The sequence below is a fragment of the Mycobacteroides sp. CBMA 271 genome (genome assembly GCF_009729205.1).
GTDB lineage: Bacteria > Actinomycetota > Actinomycetes > Mycobacteriales > Mycobacteriaceae > Mycobacterium.
This window is the reverse complement of the sequence record NZ_VTHB01000001.1, coordinates 54092-77685: the sequence shown is the minus strand read 5'-3', so window position 1 is coordinate 77685 and position 23594 is coordinate 54092. Positions and strand designations below refer to the sequence as shown.

General features: G+C 64.9%; 27 protein-coding genes. 19 read left to right on the top strand and 8 right to left on the bottom strand.

Going from position 1 to position 23594, the window contains the following annotated elements; genetic code table 11:
• The first annotated feature begins 93 nt into the window (after window positions 1–93).
• From pyrH to FZI91_RS00345, 3 genes are read left to right on the top strand one after another with little or no spacing between them, the layout of a single operon-like run.
• Window positions 94–819 (top strand): UMP kinase, encoded by a 726-nt coding sequence (pyrH, locus tag FZI91_RS00355; RefSeq protein WP_030094003.1) that lies wholly within the window; start codon window positions 94–96, stop codon window positions 817–819.
• A 27-nt stretch (window positions 820–846) separates the two neighbouring features.
• Window positions 847–1404 (top strand): ribosome recycling factor, encoded by a 558-nt coding sequence (gene frr / locus FZI91_RS00350; RefSeq protein WP_162526743.1) that lies wholly within the window; start codon window positions 847–849, stop codon window positions 1402–1404.
• Between the two features lie 20 nt (window positions 1405–1424).
• A complete protein-coding gene (locus FZI91_RS00345; RefSeq protein WP_155937628.1) occupies window positions 1425–2303 on the top strand; it encodes a phosphatidate cytidylyltransferase in 879 nt (292 codons plus the stop codon).
• Here FZI91_RS00345 and FZI91_RS00340 read toward each other — a convergent pair.
• Both FZI91_RS00340 and FZI91_RS00335 read right to left on the bottom strand, forming a co-directional pair.
• Window positions 2300–3040: a hypothetical protein gene (locus tag FZI91_RS00340; protein ID WP_155936780.1), complete on the bottom strand. Its 741-nt coding sequence runs from the start codon at window positions 3038–3040 to the stop codon at window positions 2300–2302. The two genes, FZI91_RS00345 and FZI91_RS00340, sit on opposite strands and share 4 nt — an antisense overlap.
• A 2-nt stretch (window positions 3041–3042) precedes the next feature.
• Window positions 3043–3867 (bottom strand): DUF6159 family protein, encoded by an 825-nt coding sequence (locus tag FZI91_RS00335; RefSeq protein WP_155936779.1) that lies wholly within the window; start codon window positions 3865–3867, stop codon window positions 3043–3045.
• Between the two features lie 86 nt (window positions 3868–3953).
• Between FZI91_RS00335 and FZI91_RS00330 the strand changes: the two genes are divergently transcribed.
• Window positions 3954–4691: a dienelactone hydrolase family protein gene (locus FZI91_RS00330; RefSeq protein ID WP_155936778.1), complete on the top strand. Its 738-nt coding sequence runs from the start codon at window positions 3954–3956 to the stop codon at window positions 4689–4691.
• Window positions 4691–5302 carry a hypothetical protein gene (locus FZI91_RS00325; protein ID WP_155936777.1) on the top strand — a complete coding sequence of 204 codons (612 nt, stop codon included), beginning with the start codon at window positions 4691–4693 and terminating at the stop codon, window positions 5300–5302. The genes FZI91_RS00330 and FZI91_RS00325 overlap by 1 nt, the downstream gene beginning before the upstream one ends.
• Here FZI91_RS00325 and FZI91_RS00320 read toward each other — a convergent pair.
• Both FZI91_RS00320 and FZI91_RS00315 read right to left on the bottom strand, forming a co-directional pair.
• The gene (locus tag FZI91_RS00320; RefSeq protein ID WP_155936776.1) at window positions 5292–6005 is read right to left on the bottom strand and encodes a hypothetical protein; all 714 of its coding nucleotides are present in this window, start codon (window positions 6003–6005) and stop codon (window positions 5292–5294) included. The genes FZI91_RS00325 and FZI91_RS00320 overlap by 11 nt on opposite strands.
• Window positions 6006–6014: 9 nt before the next feature.
• Entirely contained in the window at window positions 6015–6992 is a 978-nt protein-coding gene (locus FZI91_RS00315) for a DMT family transporter (RefSeq protein WP_155936775.1), read from the bottom strand.
• A 166-nt stretch (window positions 6993–7158) separates the two neighbouring features.
• Between FZI91_RS00315 and FZI91_RS00310 the strand changes: the two genes are divergently transcribed.
• A complete protein-coding gene (locus tag FZI91_RS00310; protein WP_155936774.1) occupies window positions 7159–8025 on the top strand; it encodes a LysR family transcriptional regulator in 867 nt (288 codons plus the stop codon).
• On the opposite strand, the gene FZI91_RS00305 is transcribed toward FZI91_RS00310, so the two are convergent.
• Together FZI91_RS00305 and FZI91_RS00300 are read right to left on the bottom strand one after the other, a co-directional pair.
• Window positions 8022–8669, bottom strand: a complete 648-nt coding sequence (locus FZI91_RS00305) for a bifunctional 2-polyprenyl-6-hydroxyphenol methylase/3-demethylubiquinol 3-O-methyltransferase UbiG (protein ID WP_155936773.1) — start codon at window positions 8667–8669, stop codon at window positions 8022–8024. The two genes, FZI91_RS00310 and FZI91_RS00305, sit on opposite strands and share 4 nt — an antisense overlap.
• Window positions 8662–9600 (bottom strand): NAD(P)/FAD-dependent oxidoreductase, encoded by a 939-nt coding sequence (locus tag FZI91_RS00300; protein ID WP_155936772.1) that lies wholly within the window; start codon window positions 9598–9600, stop codon window positions 8662–8664. Before FZI91_RS00300 ends, FZI91_RS00305 begins: the two co-directional genes overlap by 8 nt.
• A gap of 100 nt (window positions 9601–9700) precedes the next feature.
• Between FZI91_RS00300 and FZI91_RS00295 the strand changes: the two genes are divergently transcribed.
• Entirely contained in the window at window positions 9701–10276 is a 576-nt protein-coding gene (locus tag FZI91_RS00295) for a helix-turn-helix domain-containing protein (RefSeq protein WP_162526755.1), read from the top strand.
• Between the two features lie 26 nt (window positions 10277–10302).
• Window positions 10303–11457: a 23S rRNA (adenine(2503)-C(2))-methyltransferase RlmN gene (gene rlmN, locus FZI91_RS00290; protein ID WP_155936770.1), complete on the top strand. Its 1155-nt coding sequence runs from the start codon at window positions 10303–10305 to the stop codon at window positions 11455–11457.
• A gap of 58 nt (window positions 11458–11515) precedes the next feature.
• Here the strand turns inward: rlmN and FZI91_RS00285 are convergent, their stop codons facing one another.
• Window positions 11516–11776, bottom strand: a complete 261-nt coding sequence (locus FZI91_RS00285) for a DUF2631 domain-containing protein (RefSeq protein ID WP_162526742.1) — start codon at window positions 11774–11776, stop codon at window positions 11516–11518.
• Window positions 11777–11932: 156 nt separating this feature from the next.
• Between FZI91_RS00285 and FZI91_RS00280 the strand changes: the two genes are divergently transcribed.
• The 8 genes from FZI91_RS00280 to FZI91_RS00245 all read left to right on the top strand — a co-directional run bounded on the left by FZI91_RS00280 (window position 11933) and on the right by FZI91_RS00245 (window position 19851).
• Entirely contained in the window at window positions 11933–12403 is a 471-nt protein-coding gene (locus FZI91_RS00280) for a toxin-antitoxin system HicB family antitoxin (RefSeq protein WP_155936768.1), read from the top strand.
• A gap of 22 nt (window positions 12404–12425) precedes the next feature.
• Entirely contained in the window at window positions 12426–13178 is a 753-nt protein-coding gene (locus tag FZI91_RS00275) for a DUF4097 family beta strand repeat-containing protein (protein WP_155936767.1), read from the top strand.
• 21 nt (window positions 13179–13199) lie between these two features.
• Window positions 13200–14351 carry a 1-deoxy-D-xylulose-5-phosphate reductoisomerase gene (gene dxr / locus FZI91_RS00270; protein WP_162526741.1) on the top strand — a complete coding sequence of 384 codons (1152 nt, stop codon included), beginning with the start codon at window positions 13200–13202 and terminating at the stop codon, window positions 14349–14351.
• A 25-nt stretch (window positions 14352–14376) separates the two neighbouring features.
• Window positions 14377–15612, top strand: a complete 1236-nt coding sequence (locus FZI91_RS00265) for an RIP metalloprotease (protein WP_155936766.1) — start codon at window positions 14377–14379, stop codon at window positions 15610–15612.
• 9 nt (window positions 15613–15621) lie between these two features.
• A complete protein-coding gene (gene ispG / locus FZI91_RS00260) occupies window positions 15622–16794 on the top strand; it encodes a flavodoxin-dependent (E)-4-hydroxy-3-methylbut-2-enyl-diphosphate synthase (protein WP_155936765.1) in 1173 nt (390 codons plus the stop codon).
• A gap of 100 nt (window positions 16795–16894) precedes the next feature.
• Window positions 16895–17707: a GNAT family N-acetyltransferase gene (locus FZI91_RS00255; protein WP_162526754.1), complete on the top strand. Its 813-nt coding sequence runs from the start codon at window positions 16895–16897 to the stop codon at window positions 17705–17707.
• Between the two features lie 60 nt (window positions 17708–17767).
• The gene (locus tag FZI91_RS00250; RefSeq protein ID WP_155936763.1) at window positions 17768–19585 is read left to right on the top strand and encodes a penicillin-binding transpeptidase domain-containing protein; all 1818 of its coding nucleotides are present in this window, start codon (window positions 17768–17770) and stop codon (window positions 19583–19585) included.
• A gap of 11 nt (window positions 19586–19596) precedes the next feature.
• A complete protein-coding gene (locus FZI91_RS00245) occupies window positions 19597–19851 on the top strand; it encodes a hypothetical protein (RefSeq protein ID WP_155936762.1) in 255 nt (84 codons plus the stop codon).
• 8 nt (window positions 19852–19859) lie between these two features.
• On the opposite strand, the gene FZI91_RS00240 is transcribed toward FZI91_RS00245, so the two are convergent.
• Complete coding sequence (locus tag FZI91_RS00240; RefSeq protein ID WP_155936761.1) at window positions 19860–20225, bottom strand: VOC family protein; 366 nt, start codon at window positions 20223–20225, stop codon at window positions 19860–19862.
• A gap of 116 nt (window positions 20226–20341) precedes the next feature.
• Here FZI91_RS00240 and FZI91_RS00235 point away from each other — a divergent pair, with 116 nt between their 5' ends.
• The 3 genes from FZI91_RS00235 to FZI91_RS00225 are packed head-to-tail and all read left to right on the top strand — an operon-like array spanning window position 20342 to window position 23499.
• Window positions 20342–21073: a L,D-transpeptidase family protein gene (locus tag FZI91_RS00235; RefSeq protein WP_162526753.1), complete on the top strand. Its 732-nt coding sequence runs from the start codon at window positions 20342–20344 to the stop codon at window positions 21071–21073.
• A gap of 30 nt (window positions 21074–21103) precedes the next feature.
• Entirely contained in the window at window positions 21104–21997 is an 894-nt protein-coding gene (gene map, locus FZI91_RS00230) for a type I methionyl aminopeptidase (protein ID WP_162526740.1), read from the top strand.
• Window positions 21994–23499 carry a cobyric acid synthase gene (locus FZI91_RS00225; protein WP_155936760.1) on the top strand — a complete coding sequence of 502 codons (1506 nt, stop codon included), beginning with the start codon at window positions 21994–21996 and terminating at the stop codon, window positions 23497–23499. Before map ends, FZI91_RS00225 begins: the two co-directional genes overlap by 4 nt.
• Window positions 23500–23594 lie beyond the last annotated feature (95 nt).

Genomic DNA, 23594 nt, shown 5'->3' with positions numbered 1-23594 from the left:
AATAGGGCAGGATAGTTAGGGCTGTCGCGGCGCCGGGGATTCTCGGAGGGCCCGATGGCTGTGCTTTGTGTGATCCCGTGACCAGGAGGCGTGATGACTCGCGATGTGAGCCGCACCGGATATAAGCGGGTGCTGCTCAAGCTCGGCGGCGAGATGTTCGGCGGGGGAGCGGTCGGCCTTGACCCCGATGTGGTCCACCGGGTGGCGAGCCAGATTGCTGAGGTCGTCCGCAGCGGCGCCGAGGTCGCGGTTGTGATCGGCGGCGGCAACTTCTTCCGCGGCGCACAGCTTCAGCAGCGCGGTATGGAACGGACCCGCTCGGACTACATGGGCATGCTCGGCACCGTCATGAACAGCCTTGCACTGCAAGACTTCCTGGAAAAGGAAGGCATCGTCACGCGCGTGCAGACCGCGATCACCATGGGGCAGGTTGCCGAGCCGTACATTCCGCTACGGGCCAGAAGGCATCTGGAGAAGGGCCGCGTCGTCATCTTTGGTGCCGGCATGGGGCTGCCCTACTTCTCCACCGACACCACCGCCGCACAGCGTGCCCTGGAGATCGGGGCCGAAGTCGTGCTGATGGCCAAGGCGGTCGACGGCATCTTCACCGATGACCCGCGCGCTAACCCGGATGCCGAGTTTCTGCCGGAGATCACTCATCGCGAGGTCATCGACCGGGGGCTGCAGGTCGCCGACGCGACCGCGTTCAGCCTGTGTATGGACAACCGAATGCCGATCCTGGTGTTCAACCTGCTGACCGAAGGGAATATCGCCAGGGCGGTCGCAGGTGAGAAGATCGGAACGCTGGTGACACCGTGATGGTCGCAAATATGGAGGTTCTGAGCCGTGATTGACGAGGTTCTTCTCGACGCCGAGGAGAAAATGGAAAAGGCAGTGACGGTCGCCCGCGACGACTTCGCGACCATTCGTACCGGGCGTGCCAACCCCGGCATGTTCCAGCGGGTCGTCTTCGACTACTACGGGACCACGACGCCGATTACGCAGGTGGCCGGTATCACCGTGCCCGAGGCGCGCATGGTGATCATCAAGCCTTACGAGGCAAATCAGCTCAAGGCCATCGAGGATGCCATCCGCAACTCCGAGCTGGGGCTGAACCCGAGCAACGACGGCAGCATCATCCGTGTCGCTATCCCGCAGCTCACCGAGGAACGCCGCCGTGAGCTCGTGAAGCAGGCTAAGGGGAAGGGTGAGGACGCCAAGGTGACCCTGCGCAATATCCGGCGCAAGGCCAATGACGAGCTCAACCGGATCAAGAAGGACGGCGATGCCGGCGAGGACGAGGTCGGCCGCGCGGAAAAGGATCTCGACAAAACCACCGCCCAGTATGTAACCCAGATCGACGAGCTGGTGAAGCACAAAGAAGGCGAGCTACTGGAGGTCTAGGGCCACCGGTAATGACGACCATGGGAGATACCGACGCGGCTCCGGCCCCCGGCAGCAGCCCCGCGCCCCCTTCGGGAGTGAAGTCCCGGGCCGGGCGTAACCTGCCCGCCGCCATTGGCGTCGGCGTATTGCTGGCGGCCCTGATCATTTTCTCGCTGCTGTACCAGAAGGAAATCTGGGTCGGCATCATCTCGTTTTTCATGGCGATTGCCATGTGGGAGGTGACCAAGCGGCTCCGGCAGGCGGACATCTCGGTGCCGTTCATTCCGCTGCTTGTCGGCGGGCAGGCGACGATCTGGCTGACCTGGCCGTGGGGGACCACTGGTGCTCTCGGCGCCTTCGGCGCAACCGTTGTGGTGTGCATGATCTGGCGTCTGGTCGGGCATGGCCTGAACCAGCAGCCGGTGAACTATCTTCGCGATGTCGCCATCACGGTGTTCGTCGCCGCATGGATCCCGTTGTTCGCATCCTTCGGCGCGCTGCTGGTCTATCCCGAAAACGGTGCGGAACAGGTGTTCTGCCTCATGTTGGGGGTGACATTCTCCGATATCGGCGGATACGCGGCGGGCGTCTTGTTCGGCAAGCACCCGATGGCGCCCGCGATCAGTCCCAAGAAATCCTGGGAGGGGTTGGCGGGCTCACTGCTGGTGGGAACGACAGCATCGACCCTTGCGGTGACGTTCTTGCTTGGACATCACTGGGCCGTGGGTATCGCCCTGGGAATCATGCTCGTCATCACCGGCACGCTCGGTGACCTGGTGGAATCTCAGGTCAAGCGCGACTTGGGCATCAAGGATATGGGCACGCTGCTGCCGGGCCACGGCGGCATTATGGATCGGCTCGATTCGCTGCTGCCCTCGGCCGTTGCTACCTGGATTGTCCTGACGCTGTTTATCTAGCCGACTGCGGTTCGGTACAGAATGGCCTGAAACAGCAGCGTCTGGTAGACGACGACCAGCGCCAACGAGATGATCACCGTCGGCAACAGCCACACCAGCGCCAGTGCACCGAACAGCAGCAGCAGTTCGGTGGACTCGGGCTCCAGTGTCAGCAGAACGAGACCCGGCGATACCAGGATGGCGGTTGCGGTCGTCACCAAGGCAGCCCCGATTACGCCCAGTGCCCAGTGCTTCCGTAAGAGGTTCAGCGCCTTAAGAATTGCCGTCCACCCGGCGGTGTCCGTAAGCATGATTGTGGGCAAGATCAGCATGGTGATCGCCAGCCACAAGCCGCCAGCCAGCGTGGTGGCCGCGGTTCCCTCGATATCGCTCACCGCGTACGTCTCGGCGGCGGTGATGAGCACCCAGGGCATGAGCTGTCGGCGCTTGCTGGCGGCCGCGACGGTGCCGGCTCGGAGAGACGGATCGGCTCCGCCGAGTGTCAGATGCGCCTGGGTGACCAATGCGGCCTCATAGACCACCGTGACATACGCGGCGAGCAGATAACCGACGCCCACCACCCCGGCGCGGGCCCACCCCGCGGTGTCCGGAATGGCGAGCGTGGCGAGGTAGATCAGTACCGCGACGACCATGCTCCACAGGATGGCTCGGCCCGCGAATCCGATCAGGACAGACCATGCGCGCAATATCTGCACGGAAGTCCGCAGCAGGCGCCACGATTCGGCGAATGCGCCCACCGTCAGCGGTTTTTGACCTTGAAGATCCGGTTCACATCGACGCCGGCGAACGGCCCGGGGAGGTGTCCATCAACGGTGGACCGGTACAACGCGGTCTGGTAAATGCCGGTGAGTGCCGAGCCGACAATGACGGCCAGCAGGATCCAGAGTAGTCCCGCAATGACGGCGACCCCGACGACGGCGTCGATTCCCGACATCGCGGCAAGGACTATCACGGCGACCGCGGGCAACATGAACAGGAATGTGAAGATGTTCAGCCCGGCGATCCCGACGACGTTCGAGCCCCAGGAGCGTTTGAGTGTCTCCTTGGTCTTTTTGACGGCGGCGACGGCTCCCAGATCCTCCAGCACGATCGCCGGCAGCACTTGGAACGAGACGACCTTCCATGCAACGTCGAGGAACCGGCCGATGAAGGGCACGCGCTCCTCGATCACGCTGATGACCCACGAGACGGTTCCGGTGATCAGTACCCAGGGTGCAAGACGTCCGCCGCGGGCGGCGGCCGTCGAAACGCCTGCGGCCACACTGGGGTCGCCGCCCTCCAGCGCGACATTCGCCTGAGAGACCAGTGCCGCCTGCCAGAACGTGGCGACATACAGCAGGACGAAGTACGCGACGGCCACCACCGGGTAGTACAGCGGCGGGACGTCATCGCCGGCGGGTGCGGGCAGCAACAGGATCGCTGGGATCACCATCGCGGCCGCGACGAGAATCGTGCTGAGCCCAGACAGAATGGGAAACAGGACGAGCTCCTTGCGCGAGTTCAGCACCCGCAGCGATGTCTTGAAGATTTGCCATGAAGTGGACAGCGTGTCGAAGAAGGCCATCAGATTCCCCCCGGGTCTTTAACGAATGTGTTCCACGCAACGGTACCAGCGCGGTAGCTACCCGGAGTGACTGGTTTGATGGAAACATGGCGCGCCGCGAGATCTTGATCACCACATCCAACGGGCGATGCCCCGCGACCCTGCATCTGCCGGACAGGCCCGGACCCGGTGTCATCCTCTATCCCGACGCGGGCGGCGCCCGCGAGGTCATGCGGGAGATGGGGGATCGGCTCGCCGCCCTCGGGTACGTGGCGTTGGTCCCCGATGTGTACTACCGGGAGGGTGATTGGGCGCCGTTCGATTTGTCCACCGCCTTTGGTGATCCGGAGGAACGCACCCGGCTGTTTGCGGTGATGGGGACGCTCACCCCCGATCGGATCGACGCCGATGCGGAAGCGTTTCTGGACGCACTGGCGCAGCAGCCCGAGGTGACAGGGGACACGGTGGGGCTGACCGGGTACTGCATGGGCGGCCGAATTGCGTTGCGGGTAGCGGCGACTCATGCTTCAAGAGTTGCCGCGGTCGCATCCTTTCATGGTGGCAACCTCGCCAACGCAGACGACCCGAACAGCCCGCACCACCTCGTCGGGCGAATCAGCGGCGTGGTGCTGGTGGCCGCCGCCGAGGGGGACGCCTCCTTCCCGGCCGAGCAGGCGCAGCTCTTGGAAGAGGTGTTGACCGACGGCGGGGTGCGGCACACCGTCGAGACGTATCCGGCCAAACATGGCTACGCCGTCCCCGATAACCCCACATACGACGAACTCGCCGCCGAGCGGCATTGGCAGGCCCTCGAAAGTCTTTACGGCGGGGCGCTGGCGATCTAATGCTCTTCGAGCCGAGGTTGCGTGCCGGAATTCATGACGGCACCATCTCGGTGGCCTATCGGCGCTGGAAGCGCCCGCAGGTGAAGGTGGGTGGGCGCTACCGTGTGGGATCCGACCGTATTCGCTCCATGACCGAGTTCGACTTTATCGAGGTCGATGCCGTCGACGAGATCATCGCATGCGATATCGACGACACCGACGCACACCTGGCCGGATACCCCTCGGCCGAGGCGGCGCGCAGTGATGTCGGTGCTACCGGCGCTGATCGGTTGTACCGCTTGGCATTCCGCAAGATAGAGATGGCCGATCCGCGTGCGGAGCTGGCCGCTGCGGTCGCACTATCGGTGCAGGACATTGCCGATATCGATGCGCGGCTGGACCGGATGGATCGCAGCGCCACGGTGGGTCCGTGGACCCGTGAGGTATTGCGGGAGATCGCCCGCCGCCCCGAGATACGGGCCAAGGACCTCGAAGCCTGCTCCCGGTGGCCCGATCTGGCGATGTTCAAGGTGCATGTGCGCAAGCTCAAGAACATGGGCCTGACGCTGAGCCTGCCGGTGGGTTACCGGCTCTCTCCCCGTGGCGAGGAGTACTTGCGCGCTAGCAGCTGAACTCACGACCGCTGCCGTCGGTGGGCGTGGCTTCTTTCAGGCAGCCGAAGGGTTCGATCCCGGCATCGCTGATCCGAACCGCGGATTTGGCCTTGGTGCTTGCACAGAAGAGGCCAGAAGTCTCACTGCGGCAACTGAAGTCGCCGAATGTCAGCCGGCCGCCGTAGTCGAGCGGGTTTCCGTCACCACTTTGGAAGGGGCCCGGGTCGCCGTGCAGCCCGCCGACCGTGACCTTGCTGCCGCTGAAATCTGTCCATCCGCCGACCCAATTGCCCTCCGTATCGGCGGGTCGTTTCGGGGGATTGGTCAGGCTGACAAGGCAGGACAGCGTGTCCGGTTCGATGTTGCTCGTCATGCAGCGGGTCTTGCCCGACGGCGTGGTGAAGGCCACGTTCTCGCCGAGATCGGTCTTCTGTCCATCCCTGCTGGTGGCGGAATGGAAGTTGGCGGCTTCCACCGGGGCGCCCTTGGAAATCCACTGGGCTACAGCGTCGTACGGTGCGCCCTTGGCGGGCTCGGGCAGATCGATCGGAGTCTTCGAGGTGGTCGTGGTGGTCGTCTTGCTGGTGGTGCTGGCGGGGCCGCTCGTGGACGGCAGGCTCGATGAGGGGGGAGTCGGAGACACCGATGCTCCCCGGGAACATCCGGGCACCAGGAGCAGTGCTCCGAGCAGGATCAAACCACCGAGTTTCAGGCCACGCATTCAGCCAGGCTAGCTGGCTGCCACCGGCGCACGGGTAGGCGCGGCGGTCGCCACCTCGATTGCGGGCTGCTCCTGGGCCTCGGAGCCGCGAAGCCGGCGACGTCCAACTTTGGCGAGCCGGCTTGCGCGGGCGTTGAGCCAGCACGCGAGTGCACCGATGACCAGGCCGATTCCCATGCCGACATCGACGCGCTGGCCGAGTAGTGCCCAGGACAACAGTCCGGCGACGGCCGGGATGACGCAGAACAGCATCGCGACCGCCGCCGCGCCGAACGTGCTTACCGATCGAACGTAGAGCGAGGTGCACAGGGTGGCGTTGAACAGCACGACTGCCGCAACTGCGCCCGCCGCCTTCCATGGATCGTGCACGGCACTGGGCGTCAGCAGGGCCAGTGCGCCGGCGGGCAACAGGCCGGCGAGGTTCTGGATGGCGCTGTTGACGCGGAAGTCGACATCGGCGCAGAAGCGCTGCTGGTAGACCCCACCGGCGGCCAGACCCAAGAGCGCGACCAGGAGTAGTACCAGCACGGTGTCGAGCCCGCCGGTGGCGAGCAGCCGGTTGGCGCATGCGGCCAGCACCGCCAGCACGCCAAGGCCGAGGGCGACAACCCGCCACCCGTTGAGGCGTTCACCCAGGAACAGTGCGGCGAGCATCGCGGTGACCACGGGATTCATTGAGATCACAACGGCGCCCAGCACGGCCGGCGCCCCGTGTTCAAGGGCCTCGTACAGCGCACAGAACTGGACGGCCTGCATCAGCAGTCCGGTGACGATGACATGTCCGAGCAGGCGGCCGGTCGGCCAGGCGGCCTTCGCTAGCAGCGCCCAGGCGGCCAGGATTGCTCCGGCGAGGGCGAAGCGCGCGACCAGCACCAGCATCGGCGTCATGGCCGACACCGACAGTGCGCCAATGGGGTACCCGAGCGCGTACAGGAACGTCAGTGCGACCGCCGAGGACTTGGTCATGGGCACCGGAGTCTTCTGCATAAGTGCCATGGTCGCCGGTCGCAAGGGGCGATGTCCAACGATAATTACTGATCAGAATCAATCAGTAATCGTTATCAATTGATTCTTGGGTCGCATGCAGAATCGATATTCTGCACGCGGGGGAGAAAATATTGATCAAGTATTGTGATCGGACTACGGTGGCGGCATGGCGAGTTCGACGCTCGATATCGCACCCTTGCGCTCGCTCGTCGCGGTCGCGGACTGTGGGGGCTTCCACCGAGCTGCCGCTGTGCTGCACCTGACCCAGTCCGCGGTGAGTCAGCATGTGCGCAAGCTTGAGACCGCGGTCGGGGAGCCGATGGTCCGGCGTTCCGGGCGTGGGGTGGTGTTCACCGATAAGGGCGCGCAGCTGCTGGCACACGCCCGCCGCATTCTCGCCGCGCACGACGCGGCGGTTGACGACCTGATTGTCGGTCAGGAACGGACGCTGGCTCTCGGGGTCACCGAGCACGGCGCGGACCTGATCCTGCCGAGCATCACCACGGCCTTACGCAACCACCTGTCGGACTGGTCGGTGCGGGTGCGTTTCGATCGCAATGTCTATCTCGCAGAATCCGTCGACCGGGGCAGTATGGATCTGGCGGTGATTCTCGACGGGTCGGGTCTAGATCGTGCCAACGCGGTGGGCACCGTACGCCTGCAGTGGGTGGCGGCCCGTGGGTACAAATTGAGTCCCGGTGAGTCGTTGCAGATCATGACCTTCACCGAACCGTGCACCCTGCGCGCGCCCATGTTCAGCGCGCTGTACACGCTGGGTCGTCAGTACCAGATCGTCGGGGAGTCGCCGGATCTGTCGGGGCTGTACGCGGGGCTGCGGTCGGGTCTGGGCATGGCGCTACTGCCGATCATCGGCTGGCTGCCCGACGGTATTGCCCCGGTGGAGTCCATGCCCGCGGCGAACCTGGCGACGCTGTCGGTCGTCGGCCGCCGCGGGCTGGATCCCGATGTGCTTACCGCGGTGGAAGAGGCTGCACGCGAGGCCCTTTCAGGAGAACCTGCAGCCATCCCCTAGGCCTCGGACGGCGTGCGCTCCGCTCGCAGCACGGTGTCGGCAATATCGAACTCCTCGCCATCGCGCGTGGACGTCCTATTGCGTGATTCGGCGACGAGGATGTTCCACCGGTCCGGGTCGAGGGTGTCGGCGATGTCCTCGGCGGTGAAGTACCAGTCGGGTAGGTCTGGTCGCCCGATCTCCGACTGCATATCCGAGGGATGGTGCCCGACGATGAGCAGCGTGCCACCCGGGGCCACGGCGGCGGCCAGCGATGAAAACAGGGGCTCGCGCAGCTTGGTCGGCAGGTGCATGAAATGCGATGTCACCAAATCGAAACGACGGCTTGGCTGCCACGTGGTTAGGTCCGCCTGCGCCCAGGTGATCCGGTTGGCTAGCTCGGGATCGGCCTTCGCGGCGTTATCGGCGGCGCGGCGCAGCGCGGTCTGTGCAAAGTCCATACCGGTGACCCGCCAGCCCTTCTGGGCTAGCCAGATGGCGTCACCGCCCTCACCGCAGCCGGCGTCCAGTGCGGTGCGTGGTGGCAGTGACGAAATCTCTTTTACCAATTGCGGATTGGCGTTCCCGCTCCACAGTGCTCCACACGACGAGTAGAACTCGTCCCACGACTTCTCGTCGGACGGCGGGTTGTGATGATCATGCATGTTGTAGCTCCTGTGCGTCGGCGACCACGAGGTCGGCGTTGATGAAAGTGGCGACCTCAGTTCCGGCCGCCGCCGACGTAATGACCTGTGCCTTGATGTCGGTGACGTTTCCGGCGGCGTAGATGCCCGGAACTGCCGTGACGCCCCGGGTAACTGGCAGATAGGTCCCCAGCAGATGCTCGCCAAACCGCATTTCCTGCGCCGTGAGGCGAACAGGCGCAAGCATCTCGATGCGCGCCGACACCACGGTCGCGACCACCAATGCATCGCATGCCACGGTGGTACCCGCTTCCAGCTCGATCCCGGTGAGCGCGTCATCGGCGATGTGCAGCCCGGTCACGGGTCCGTCGATGACGCCGATGTTCCGGCGGGCCAGCTGTGCCGCTTCCTCCGGCGACAGAGGAAAATCATTGTGCCGCACCAGGGTGACGTTCTCGCTGAGCTGGCGGAAGATCAAAGCATGGTGGACCGCGAGGGGGCCGGTGCCCAAGACCGCAATGGCGCGATCGCGCACTTCCCACCCGTGGCAGTAGGCGCAGTGCAGGACGTCGCGTCCCCAGCGCTGCGCCAGTCCCTCGATCTCGGGGAGTTCATCCACCGCGCCTGTGGCCACCAGTACTCGACGGGTGTGGACGGTGGCGCCGTCATTGACCGTCACATCGAAGTGGTTGTCCGCGTGGGAGACCGAGGTGACGCGGCCGTCGCGGAAGGTGGCGCCGTAGTGGGCCGCCTCGTCGCGACCGATGCCGAACAGCTCGGCCGGCGGCGTCGACTCACGCCCCAGGTAGTTATGGACCCGATCCGCCGGTGCGTTACGCGGCTGGTGATCGTCGATCACGACGACCGACCGGCGTGATCGCGCGAGAGTGATGGCCGCGGAGAGGCCCGCGGCGCCGCCACCCACGATGGCTACATCCCAGAGTTTGTTCATGACACCACTATTGGGCCGTTCCTGCGAAATGCACAAGTATTCTTGCCAAAGTGGCAACATCGGCCGCAGTATGGACGGTATGGACGATCAGAATCAGCGATTGGAGGCCGTGCTCGACGCACTGGGCCCGCGGCTGCGGGCGTTGCGCCTGCATCGCCAGGTCACCTTGGCGGAGTTGGCAGGATCCACTGGTATCTCAATGAGCACACTGTCTCGTCTGGAATCCGGTCAGCGGCGACCCACCCTGGAGCTGCTGCTGCTGCTGGCCGAGGCGCATCAGGTCCCGCTCGACGAGTTGGTGAACGCGCCGCCCACCGGTGATCCGCGCGTCCATCTCAAACCGTTCAAACGGCACGGATCGATCTATCTGCCGTTGTCGCGCCGGCCCGGCGGAGTGCAGTGTTACAAGCAGATCATCCCGCCGCACTCGCCGAAGGGGGAGCCGAACCTGAAGGTCCACGACGGCTACGAATGGATGTACGTGTTGTCGGGGAAGGTCCGCTTGCTGCTCGGCGAGCTCGACTTGGTGCTGCCCGCCGGTGAGGCTGCCGAATTCGACACCCATGTGCCGCATTGGTTCGGTAATCCGACCGACAAGCCCGTCGAAGTGCTGCACATATTCGGCCCGCAGGGGGAGCGGATGCACGTGCGCGCCCGCTCGGCTACCGGGGATTAGTGATCAGCTGGGATACTGGCACCACTATGTCTGCCGAGAACGCTCCGCCTGACGGTCTTCGCGCAAGCGGCTCATCCCAACTCCCCTTGGTCTTCGACGCGCCGCGTCGGGCCATGCCGCCGCGGCATCTGGCGGATATGACCGTCGCGGACTGCGGTGACGCGGTACAAGCCTTGGGGCTTCCTGCGTTTCGCGCCAAGCAGATCGCCAACCAGTACTACGGACGGTTGGTGGCCGATCCGGCAGCGATGACCGACCTGCCGGCAGGCTCCCGCGATGCGGTGGGGCGGGCACTGTTTCCCGACCTGTTACACCCGTTGCGCCAGGTTGCCTGCGATTCCGGCGACACACGAAAAACCTTGTGGCGCTTGCATGATGGCAGCACGGTCGAATCGGTTCTCATGCGCTATCCCGATCGCAACACGCTGTGCATCTCATCCCAGGCGGGGTGCGGGATGGCCTGCCCGTTCTGCGCCACCGGCCAGGGCGGACTCACGCGCAATCTGTCGGCCGCCGAGATTCTGGAACAGGTCCGCGACGCCGCGGCCTCCTTGCGTGACGGCCAGCTGCCCGGAGGGCCGGGCAGGTTGTCCAACATCGTGTTCATGGGCATGGGGGAACCGCTGGCCAACTACAACCGGGTGCTCACGGCGCTGCGCAAGATCACCGCACCGCCTCCCGACGGTTTCGGTATTTCGCAACGCGGTGTCACCGTCTCCACGGTGGGGCTGGCACCGGCCATCCGGAAACTTGCCGACGAGGGGCTCGGCGTGACCCTCGCGGTCTCGTTGCACTGCCCGGATGACGAGCTGCGCGACACCCTGGTGCCCGTCAACACCCGATGGGCCATCGGTGAGGTGCTCGATGCCGCGCGCTATTTCGCCGACGCCACCGGGCGCCGAGTGTCGATCGAGTACGCCCTCATCCGAGACGTCAACGATCAGCCGTGGCGTGCCGACATGCTCGCCAAGAAGTTACGAAAAGCGTTGGGGCAGTTGGTTCACGTGAACTTGATTCCACTGAACCCGACGCCGGGCAGCCAATGGGATGCCAGCCCGAAACCGGTCGAGCGCGAATTCGTGCGACGCGTCCGCGAGCACGGGGTGTCCTGCACGGTGCGCGATACCCGCGGTCGGGAGATCGCCGCCGCGTGCGGCCAATTGGCGGCTTCCGAGGGCTAGCCGTCAGGCGATACTTCGACGTAATCCGCACGCTCGGCGCCGGAGACGACTCCAAGCGCTAGCGGATGCGGCCTGAACGACGACCGAGGTAGTCGTTGACGGTGAACGCCAGCACTATCGCGGCGAACCCGATGAGGAAGATGTCCTCGACCTTGCCGACGTGATTTCCCTTGAGCATCAGCAGCAGGAAGCCCGCGATCGCGATGCCGAGGATGTGGAGGACCCGGGGGTTCTGTCCGGATAGACCGCGCCCGAATGCGGCGGAAGGCACATCTTCGGGATCGACACCGTCGTGCTTGACAACCTCGGTCGTGGCCACCGCCAGCCCTCCTCAGAATCTTGACCCGAACTCTTGATCTTCTTCGGTGGTCAGTCTGCCATGTCGTCCGGTGACTCTACGGATCCGGTAGTAGATGTTGGGGGTGTCGTCACAATGACACTTGCCATGACATCAAAATGATGTCACCATGACACCATGGATTTGCAACCGTATGTCGATTCGGTGCGCCAGGACCTCGCCATCGCCGCGAAGGCCGGTGGATCAGAGGCCGAGCAGCTCGGCGACCGACTGACCGCGCCGCTCGACTCGGCGATCCGTCTCGCACTGTTGGACGCCCTCTCGACAGCCGCAGAGGAGATCACCCGCGAGCTCGCCCCTACCTCGGTAGACGTACGACTGCGCGGTCGTGAGCCCGAGTTCGTGGTCACGCGGCCCATCGAACAAACGCCGTCGCAGCCCCCCGTCGTCTCCGATGACGGGGGTGGTACCTGGCGCGTCACGCTGCGGCTCCCGGAGAACCTGCGCGCCATCGTCGAGGCGGCCGCCGCACACGACGGGATCTCGCTGAACGGCTGGCTCGTGCGCGCCGCCACCGTCGCAGCAGGGAAGTCCACGACATCAGCAACATCCCACCGCGGAAACACCATCAGCGGCTGGGTCCGGTAACACCACCACAGAGAGGAACGTCATGACTGCTTCGCCGAGGTTCGACACGCCCCACCCCATCACCGCCAAGGTTGAAATGGCCTACGGCACCCTGCGGGTCATTGCCACCGATCGTGCGGACACAGTGGTGAGCGTCCGGCCGCACGACGAGTCCAAGGCGCTCGATATCAAGACCGCCGAGCGCACCCGCGTCACGCACGACAAGGGGCTACTTACTGTGCTGTCCGCGAGAGGCCTGACCTTCCGTACCGGCGCCATCGACATCGTCGTCGAGCTGCCCAGCCACTCGATAGTGGACATTGCGGTGGCCTCGGCAGAGGTCCGGGCCGAGGGCGACTTCGCCGACGTTCGCTTCCAATCCGCCAGCGGCGATCTGATCATCGACACCATCACCGGCGGGGCCAAGGTCGATACCGCCTCTGGTGGGATATCGATCAGGGAACTCAACGGCAACATCGGGTTCAACGCCGCCAGTGGCGAGCTCGCCATCAAGGCACTGCGAGGCCAGGTGAAGGCCGCCACCGCGTCGGGATCGATCTCCATCGGTTCGGCGGTCACCGGCGGGCTTATCTTCGATACCGCGAGCGGAAACACCTCGCTCGGAATTGCCGAGGGCACCGCGGCCCACCTGCAGATTGACACCCGCTCGGGTGTGGTGACGAACGCCCTGGAGTCCGCCGACGGCCCGGCCCAAGGGGACGAGACTTTCCAGTTGCGCATTCGATCGGCCAGCGGCGACGTCGACCTGCACCGACCAGTGGTGCTCGCGGGCTAGCCCAGGCCCCACAATGGGTAGGTGACACGCGCCCGCGTCCTCATCCTCGGCAGCACCGGGTCCATTGGTACCCAGGCCCTTGAAGTCATCGCCGCCAACCCCGACCGATTCGAGGTTGTCGGCTTGGCCGCCGGTGGCGGCAGCATCGATCTGCTCCGACAACAGGCCAAAGACACCGGGGTCACCAACATTGCGGTGGCCAATCCGGACGCTGCGGGGCACCTCGGCGTGCCCGCGCTGAGCGGGCCCGATGCCGTCACACAGCTGGTGGAAAACACCGAGGCCGATGTGGTGCTCAACGCCCTCGTGGGTGCACTTGGTCTGCGGCCCACCCTGGCTGCGCTCAAGACCGGGGCGCGGCTGGCCCTGGCCAACAAGGAATCGCTGGTTGCCGGGGGCCCGCTGGTCACCAAGGCCGCAGCCCCTGGGCAGATCGTGCCCGTCGACTCCGAACATTCGGCGCTTGCGCAATGTCTACGCGGAGGAACCCGCGGCGAGATCGCGCAGCTGATCCTCACCGCCTCCGGCGGCCCGTTCCGGGGCTGGGCCTCCGAACAGCTCCAGGACGTCACCCCTGAGCAGGCTGGCGCGCACCCCACCTGGTCGATGGGGCCGATGAACACCCTCAACTCGGCCTCGCTGGTCAACAAGGGCCTCGAACTCATCGAGACACATCTGCTGTTCGGTGTGCCCTACCGCCAGATCGGGGTGGTCGTGCACCCGCAGTCGATCGTGCACTCGATGGTCACCTTTACAGACGGGTCGACGCTGGCCCAGGCCAGCCCGCCCGATATGAAGCTGCCCATCGCGTTGGCGCTGGGATGGCCCGATCGGGTGCCCGGCGCGGCCCTGGCATGCGACTTCAGTACCGCGTCCACCTGGGAGTTCGAGCCGTTGGACACGCAGGTGTTTCCCGCCGTTGACCTGGCCCGGAGCGCCGGCGAGGCGGGTGGATGCATGACCGCCGTCTACAACGCCGCCAATGAGACGGCGGCGGCTGCCTTCCTGGCCGGACGTATCGGATTCCGGTCGATCGTGCGAACAATTGCCGATGTGCTGGCGGCTGCGGACCAGTGGGCGGGAACATCAGGAGAACCCGCTACCGTTGACGATGTACTTGACGCGCAGCGCTGGGCTGAGCAGCGGGCTGCGCAACTGATCACTCGCGACTGAAGTACCTGGAGGAAACTCGAACCTGATGACTGCGTATGTGATCGGAATTGTGTTGTTTGCCCTCTCGATCTTGGTATCGGTGGCGCTGCACGAGTGCGGGCACATGTGGGTGGCGCAGGCCACCGGCATGAAGGTGCGCCGCTACTTCGTCGGCTTCGGGCCGACCCTGTGGTCCACCAAGCGCAAGAGCAACCGCGGCGCCAACGACGTCATCGAGTACGGCATCAAGGCCGTCCCGCTGGGCGGCTTCTGCGATATCGCCGGTATGACCTCGGTGGAGGACCTCGCCCCCGAGGAATCCGACCGCGCGATGTACAAGCAGAAGGTCTGGAAGCGGGTGGCGGTGCTGGTCGCCGGGCCCGCCATGAACTTCCTCATAGGCATCGTGGTGTTCTACGGCGTCGTGCTGTTCTGGGGTCTGCCCGACAATGATGCGCCCACCCATCCGCTGATCAACGAAACCAGTTGTGTGGCACCGCAAAACAGTGCCAACCCCAAGGATATGGCCAAATGCACGGGGGATGGACCGGCGGCGCTCGGCGGCCTGCGCGCCGGAGATCAGGTCATCGCCGCGGACGGCAAGCCGGTGAGCACGTCGACCGACCTGGTCACCGCCATTCGCGGGCTGCGCGGGCCACAGGTCTTCGAGATCGTGCGTGACGGCAAGCCGCAATCGGTCACCGTGAACGTGGTTGAGACGCAGCGTTGGGACGAGAAGGCCGGCAAGCTTATTCCCGTGGGCGCCGTCGGTGCCTCGCTGGGAACCTTTGTGCCGCAGAAGCACTACAACCCGGTGACCGCCGTCCCCGCCACCGGGAACCTCATCGGAACCGTCGCCGTCGAAACCGTGAAGGCCATTGGGAAGATCCCCATGAAGGTGGGCGCGCTGTGGGATTCGATCACCGGCAGCGAGCGGGCGATGGACACCCCGATGAGCGTCATCGGCGCTAGCCGCATGGGCGGCGAGACGGTTGAGCATGACATGTGGATCATGTTCTGGATCTTGTTGGCGCAGCTCAACTTCGCGCTGGGTGCGATCAACCTGCTGCCCTTGTTGCCCTTTGATGGCGGGCACATCGCGGTGGCCACCTACGAGAAGATTCGCAACATGATTCGGTCGGCGCGAGGTCTGGCAGCGGGCGGGCCCGTCAACTACATGAAATTGATGCCGGCGACGTATGTCGTCCTGGTGGTGATTGTTGGTTACATGCTGCTGACGATCACCGCCGACATCGTCAACCCGATTAGACTCTTCCAGTAGGAGACACTTATGACGACCTTGGGTATGCCCAGTCTTCCTGGCGCGCCGCCGCCGACGCTGGCGCCGCGGCGCCAGACCCGTCAGCTCATGGTCGGAAATGTCGGGGTGGGTAGCGATTACCCGGTGTCGGTGCAGTCGATGTGCACCACCAAGACCCACGACGTCAATTCGACGCTGCAGCAGATCGCCGAGCTGACCGCTTCCGGGTGCGACATCGTGCGGGTGGCCTGCCCGCGCCAGGAGGACGCCGACGCGCTGGCCGAGATCGCCCGCAAGAGCCAGATCCCGGTGATTGCCGACATTCATTTCCAGCCCAAGTACATTTTCGCGGCGATCGACGCAGGCTGCGCCGCGGTGCGGGTGAACCCGGGCAACATCAAGGAGTTCGACGGTCGCGTCAAGGAGGTCGCCAAGGCGGCCGGCGACGCCGGAATCCCGATCCGTATCGGCGTCAACGCGGGCTCGCTGGACCCGCGCATTCTGGGTAAGTACGGCAAGGCCACCCCGGAGGCGCTCGTCGAATCGGCGCTGTGGGAGGCCGGGCTGTTCGAGGAATGCGGATTCGGCGACATCAAGATCAGCGTCAAGCACAACGACCCGGTGATCATGGTTGCCGCGTACGAACAGCTTGCCGCGCAATGCGATTACCCGCTGCACCTGGGTGTCACCGAGGCCGGGCCGGCATTCCAGGGCACCATCAAGTCGGCCGTCGCATTCGGTGCGCTGCTGTCCAGGGGCATCGGCGACACCATCCGGGTTTCCCTGTCAGCGCCGCCCGCCGAGGAGATCAAGGTGGGCAACCAGATCCTGGAATCGCTCAACCTGCGCCCGCGCAAGCTGGAGATTGTGTCCTGCCCGTCCTGCGGGCGCGCGCAGGTGGACGTCTACACCCTGGCCAACGCGGTCTCTGCCGGGCTGGAGGGCATGGAGGTGCCGCTGCGAGTGGCGGTCATGGGCTGCGTCGTCAACGGGCCGGGGGAGGCCCGCGAGGCCGACCTGGGGGTGGCGTCCGGTAACGGCAAGGGGCAGATCTTCGTGAAGGGCGAGGTCATCAAGACCGTGCCGGAGGCGCTGATCGTCGAAACGCTGATCGAGGAGGCCATGCGATTGGCCGAAGAGATGGAAGATGCGATGGGCTCCGGTGAATCTCCTACAGGCCAGCCGGTCGTCACCGTAAGCTAAAAGAACCTCGGCGCAACGGGACATACGGGAGCGATTGCCGATGACGACAACACTGCCGGCGCCTGGAGCGCCCGGAGCGTCGTCCTCCGATGCCGTCCGTGTGCTCGGGTTATCGGACACGGAAGCCGTTCGCGCCGTACTCGACGTCGATCCGGTGGCGTCCTGCATGCTGGCCGCCCGGGTGGAGGCCCGCGGTGCCGATCCCACCGCCATCGGCGGCGAAATCTGGTCGACGGGCGCGTTGGCGGATTCCCTGTGCTTCGTCGGGACCACGATCATTCCGTTGGCCGGTGGGCCCGAGGACACTCGGCTGTTCGCCGAACGGGCCATCGAACAGCACCGAATCTGCCCGTCCCTGGTGGGCCCGGCCGACGTGGTTCTCGACATGTGGTGCCACCTCGACCTGGTATGGGGTCCCGCGCGGGAGGTCCGTGCCTGCCAGCCACTGCTGGCAATGCTGGACGCCCCGGCATGCGCCATCGATCCCGCGGTCCGGCAGGTGCGTGCCGAGGAGCTGGACGAGTACCTGAAGGCCTCGATCCAAATGTTCATGGGTGAGATGGGCGTCGACCCGTGCAGCGGCGATGGGGGACGTGGATACCGGCGTCGGGTGGCCGGGCTCATCGAGGCGGGCCGGGCCTGGGCGCGTTTCGAGGATGGTCGGGTCATCTTCAAGGCTGAGGTCGGATCACAATCGCGCAGCGTCAGCCAGATTCAGGGTGTGTGGGTTGACCCGGAGTTTCGTGGCCGCGGTCTTGGGACCGCCGGGGTGGCCGCCATCGCGACCGCGGTTCACCACAGCGGACGGATCCCCAGCCTGTACGTGAACAGCTTCAACGAGGTGGCCCGTGCGTCCTATGCCAGGGCGGGATTCACCCGCATCGGCACCTTCGCGACGATTCTGGTCAGCTAATCCCGGTAACCCCCGTGTGCCTCCGGGGTTTTGGAGGCCCGCGGTCTTAGCATCGACCCGATGCTCAGACGTGTGTGGTCCCTGCCGTTGTTCGGCACCGCTCTGCTGGTGGCCGGAGCGGTCGCGTGCACCCCGCGCCCGGACGGGCCAGGCCCGGTGGCCGAGAAGTTTTTCGAGGCATTGGCCCGCGGCGACACCGCCTCGGCGGCACAGCTGACGGACGACCCGGCTGACGCGAAAGTGGGTCTGGACCAAGCATTTTCGGGCCTGCAGGCGACGTCTTTCAAGGCCGCGGTCAACGGTTCGCAATACACCCAGGACACGGGCAGCGCCGATGCGACGTATACCTGGCAACTGCCCAGGAAGCGCGCCTGGGCGTACAACGGACGCCTGGAGATGCTGCGTACGGCAGGTAGCTGGCAGGTGCGCTGGGCGCCGAGTGATCTGCATCCTAAACTTGGTGAGCGTCAAGCACTCTCGTTGCGCACCGATCCGGCGAAACGGGCCACGGTCAACGAGGCCGGCGGTACGACGGTGCTTGCGCCGGCCAACCTGTACCGGATCTCGTTCGACGCGTCGCAGGCCGGTAAGTCGCTGATGAGCACCGCCACGGCGCTGGCCGACGCCATTCGGCCCTATGACGATCAGATGAATGCCGCATCCCTGGCCGAGCAGGCGAGCGCGCAGACCACGCCGATGAACCTGATCACCCTGCGTAAGGACGACTGGGACAAGGTGTCCATCGCGTTGGAGACCCGCCCAGGAGCATTGCGGCCCGGTGTGGTGATGACGCCGATGGCGGATCTGCTGCCCACCGAGGACAGCTTCGCTCCCGATATCGTCGCGCAGGTCAAGAAGGCCGTGCTCGACGAACTGGATGGCGAGGCCGGCTGGCGCGTCGTCAGCGTCAACCAGAACGGCGTCGACACCGCCGTTCTCAACGAGGTGAAGCCCACCCCCGCACCGTCCAAGACGATCAGCCTGGACCGTGCCGTGCAAAACGCCGCACAGAACGCCGTCAACATGCGCGGCCAGAAGGCCATGATGGTGGTCATCAAGCCGTCGACGGGCGAGATCCTGGCGATCGCGCAGAACGCCGCCGCCAACGCGGACGGGCCGCTCGCCACCACCGGGTTGTTCCCCCCGGGGTCGACGTTCAAGATCATTACCGCGGGTGCCGCGCTCGAGCGGGGGATGGCCACCCCGGACACCATGCTGGGTTGCCCCAAGCGAATCACCATCGGCGACCGGAGCATTCCCAACTACAACGAGTTCGACCTCGGCACCGTGCCCATGTGGCGTGCGTTCGCCGACTCGTGCAACACCACCTTCGCCAAGCTCGCCAGCGAGATGCCACTGGACGGACTGACCATCGCCGCTTCGCAATTCGGCATCGGACCCGACTACAACGTCGCCGGCATCCCCACCATCTCCGGTGACGTGCCCCCCACCGTCAACCTGACCGAACGCACCGAGGACGGATTCGGGCAGGGCAAGGTGCTGGTCACGCCGTTCGGTATGGCACTGGCCGCGGCCACCGTTGCGAACGGAAAAACACCTGTCCCGCAGCTAATTTCGGGACAGACCACCGAGATCACCGGAGAGCGACCGCCGGTGACCTCGAAAATGATCGACGGCCTGCGCGGGATGATGCGCGAGACGGTGCTCAGTGGCAGTGCGAAGGACATCAAGAGCGAGGGCGACGTGCACGGGAAGACCGGTGAGGCGGAATTCCCTGGCGGATCGCATGCCTGGTTCGCCGGATATAGGGGAGACATGGCGTTCGCGACGCTAATCGTCGGCGGTGGCGGATCAGAGGCTGCGGTACGCGCCACCAAGGTCATGTTCCAGTCGCTGCCGTCGGATTACCTGGCCTAGTCGGCGAAGCCGTGTGGTATATCGAGGAATTTGACCGAACCACCGAGCAATTGGTGGCCGAGTATCTGATCCGAGGTCTCGAGGCCGACACCCTTCGACGGATCCTCAAAGTCGATGACGACCTTCCGATGGAACCCTTCGATTTCGAGATGCCCGGCCGCGAAGTGTTCGACGAATTGGTGCGCCATGTCGACCCGCCGGCCCCGGTGTACAACCCGGCAGGGCGCATTTACAACATCGGGTACGCACAGGAGGAGCTTCGGTGAATAGCTTCTTACCTGGCTTGCGACTCAAGCACGCAGAACTCGTTCCCCTCGGGGTCGGCGAGCACAATCCAGCTCGCGTCGCCTTGCCCGATATCGATTCTGCTAGCGCCACGCGCCAGAAACCGATCCACCGCGGCCTGCTGGTCGGCACCGCGAAAGTCCAGGTGCAATCGGTTCTTGGCCACCTTCTGGTCACGGTTGGCCAGGAAAAACAACGAAGGCGGATGTCTGTCGGGCTGAAACACCTCGATGTCGCCGTCTTGGTCTTCGGAACACTGCCATTCGAGGGCCTCGGCCCACCACCGGCCGAGCATGGTGGCGTTCTGGCAGTCGATCACGATGGCTTCCAATCTGACGGTTGAGGTCAGGCCCATGAATTTGATTGTGCGCCCAGTCGCTAACGTTCTGCCCGGAGTTGACGAACTAGCATGTAGTAAAACAGCATCCAGGGAGGATCGAGAGCTTGCGCAGAGCATTTCGGAGTGTGCTTGTGGTGACCGGGCTCGCCGGGCTCCTCATGAACATGGCGATCACCGCACCAGCGACCCTTGGCCACGCATCGGCCGCGTCTCCCAGCGGGGTGGCCTCCGTGTCACCCACGCCGGGGCAGACGGTCGGTGTGGCCATGCCCGTGACGATTCGTTTCGCGGCTCCTGTCGCGGATCGGCCGGCCGCCGAGCGGTCCATCGACTTCTCCGCATCAAAGGTGCCGACGGGAATCTTCAGCTGGATCGACGATTCGACGGTCCGTTTCACGCCACGTGAGTATTGGCCTTCGCATTCGTCGGTCACTGTGTCGGTCAGTGGAATGAAGTACAAATTCCAGACGGGTTCAGAGGTACTGGGCATCGGCAGCATCAGCGCCCACACCTTCACGGTCAAGATCGACGGCACGGTCATGCGTGAGATGCCCGCGTCGATGGGGAAGCCCAAGCACCCCACGCCAGTTGGTTCATTCACGGCGCTGGAGAAGCAGAGCCCCGTGGTCATGGATTCGCGGACCATCGGCATCCCGCTCAACGATCCTGAGGGCTACAAGCTGACCGTTTACTACGCGGTGCGGGTCACCTGGGGCGGCGTCTACGTGCACAGCGCCCCATGGTCGACGGGATCACAGGGCAATTCGAATGTCAGCCACGGCTGCATCAACCTGAGCCCGGATAACGCATCCTGGTACTACAACACGGTGAGCATCGGCGACCCCATCGTCATCAACGCCTAGTCGATTCGGCGTTCCGGCTACGCTGCCTTCATGACTGCGCCTGATTCTCTTCGCGCTAGCGGCTCATCGACACGTGCTGCGCTGCGCCCGGGTGAGCTCTCGCCCGAGCGCAGGGTTCCTCTATCGATCGACCGGCCCGAGTACGTGGGCAAGGCCAAGGTCGCCGAGGCCATCGGGGAGCCGTACGTCCAGACGCCCGAGGTGATCGAGAAGATGCGCGTCGCCGGGAGGATCGCGGCGCAGGCGCTGGCGCTCGCTGGCAAGGCGGTGGCCCCCGGTGTCACCACCGACGAACTGGACCGCATCGCCCACGACTACATGGTTTCGCAAGGCGCCTACCCGTCGACACTGGGGTACAAGGCATTTCCCAAGTCATGCTGCACTTCGCTCAATGAGATCATCTGCCACGGGATACCGGACTCCACCGTGATCCAGGACGGGGACATCGTCAACATTGACGTCACCGCCTATATCGACGGTGTGCACGGCGACACCAACTCCACCTTCTTGGCCGGGAATGTGTCCGAGGAGCACCGGTTGCTGGTCGAGCGGACACACGAGGCCACCATGCGGGCCATCAACGCCGTGAAACCGGGTAGAGCCCTGTCCGTCATCGGCCGGGTGATCGAAGCTTATGCAAAGCGCTTCGGCTACAGCGTGGTTCGCGCCTTCACCGGCCATGGTGTGGGTCCGACGTTCCATAACGGGCTCATCGTGCCGCACTACGACGACCCCAACCTGGACATCGTCATCGAGCCGGGTATGACATTCACCATCGAACCGATGATCAACCTGGGATCGCTGGAGTACGAAATCTGGGATGACACCTGGACCGTGGCGACCGTCGACAAGAAGTGGACCGCGCAGTTCGAGCACACCATGGTGGTCACCGACGACGGAGTAGAGATCCTCACCCTGCCATGACCGGCGCCGTATCCGGCGCGCTGCTGGTGGGGGGTGTCAGCTCCGACGCGGGTAAGAGCCTGGTGGTGACGGGTCTGTGTCGGCTGTTGGCACGCAAGGGGATTCGGGTCGCGCCGTTTAAGGCGCAGAACATGTCTAACAACTCCGTGGTGACGATCGATGGGGGAGAGATCGGGCGGGCACAGGCGCTTCAGGCTCGTGCCTGCGGACTGGAACCATCGGTGCGGTTCAATCCGGTGCTGCTCAAGCCCGGCAGCGATCGCACCTCGCAACTGGTGCTGCGGGGAAAGGCGACGGGAAACGTCAGTGCCCGTTCCTACATCGAGCATCGTGAGGAACTGCGGCAGGTGGTCGCCGAGGAATTGCGCTCGCTGCGCGAGGAATTCGACGTGGTGATCTGTGAAGGCGCCGGATCCGTCGCCGAGATAAATCTGCGCTCAACCGATATCGCCAACATGGGTCTGGCGCAGGCTGCGGATCTCCCAGTGGTGTTGGTCGGCGATATCGACCGGGGTGGTGTGCTGGCGCATCTTTTCGGTTCGGTGGCCGTGCTGGAGCCCGCGGATCAGCGGCGTATCGCCGGCTTCATCGTCAACAAGTTCCGCGGTGATCGCGCGCTGCTGGAGCCCGGGCTGGACCAGCTTGCCGCACTGACCGGCCGGCCCACCTACGGCGTGCTGCCCTATGACGACCAATTATGGCTTGACGCAGAGGATTCGGTGTCCGTGGTGGCATCGGGTCAGGTGGGTCGCGCGGCCGCTCCCATCGGGCAGGAGTGGCTGCGAGTTGCCGCGGTGCGGTTGCCCCGGATCTCCAATTCCACCGATATTGAGGCCATCGCCTGCGAGCCTGGAGTGATCGTGCGATGGGCGGCACACCCCTCTGATATCGCCGATGCGGATGTGGTCGTCATCCCCGGAACCAAGGCCACCGTTGCCGACCTTGCCTGGATGCGGCGCAGCGGGATCGCGGACGCGGTGGTCGCACATGCCCGCACGGGCGGGCCGGTGCTGGGTATCTGTGGTGGATTCCAGATGCTCGCCATGACGATCGACGACCGCGTGGAATCTGGGTCCGGAACCGTCGACGGACTGGGCCTGCTGGATATCGACATCGTCTTCGAGCCGGAGAAGACCCTGCGCCGCTGGCAGCCTCCGGGCCTGACCGGTTACGAGATCCACCACGGCACCGTCACCCGCTCGGCGGTCGCGCCCTGGCTGACCGATCACCACGAGGGCGGTTCCGACGGCGCCGTTCGCGGGACCCATTGGCACGGAGTGCTCGACAACGACGATTTCCGGCGCACCTGGCTCACCGAAGCGGCAACTGCGGCCGGGCGCCCAGGATTCGTCGTGGCTCCGGATACCAACGTGGGCGGCTGCCGCGTCGCGCAGATGGACCGATTGGCCGACCTCGTCGAGACGCATGTTGACGTCGACGCCCTGGAGACACTCTGGCGCGGGTCCACGCCGTCACATCCTGTAATTGCGCACAGTCGGTAATTGCGGCAGCGGTCGAATAATCTGTGCGGGTGCACCGGGTCCTCCGAAACATCACAGCTATCGCAGCATCCGCGTTGACGCTCGTCGGCTGCTCT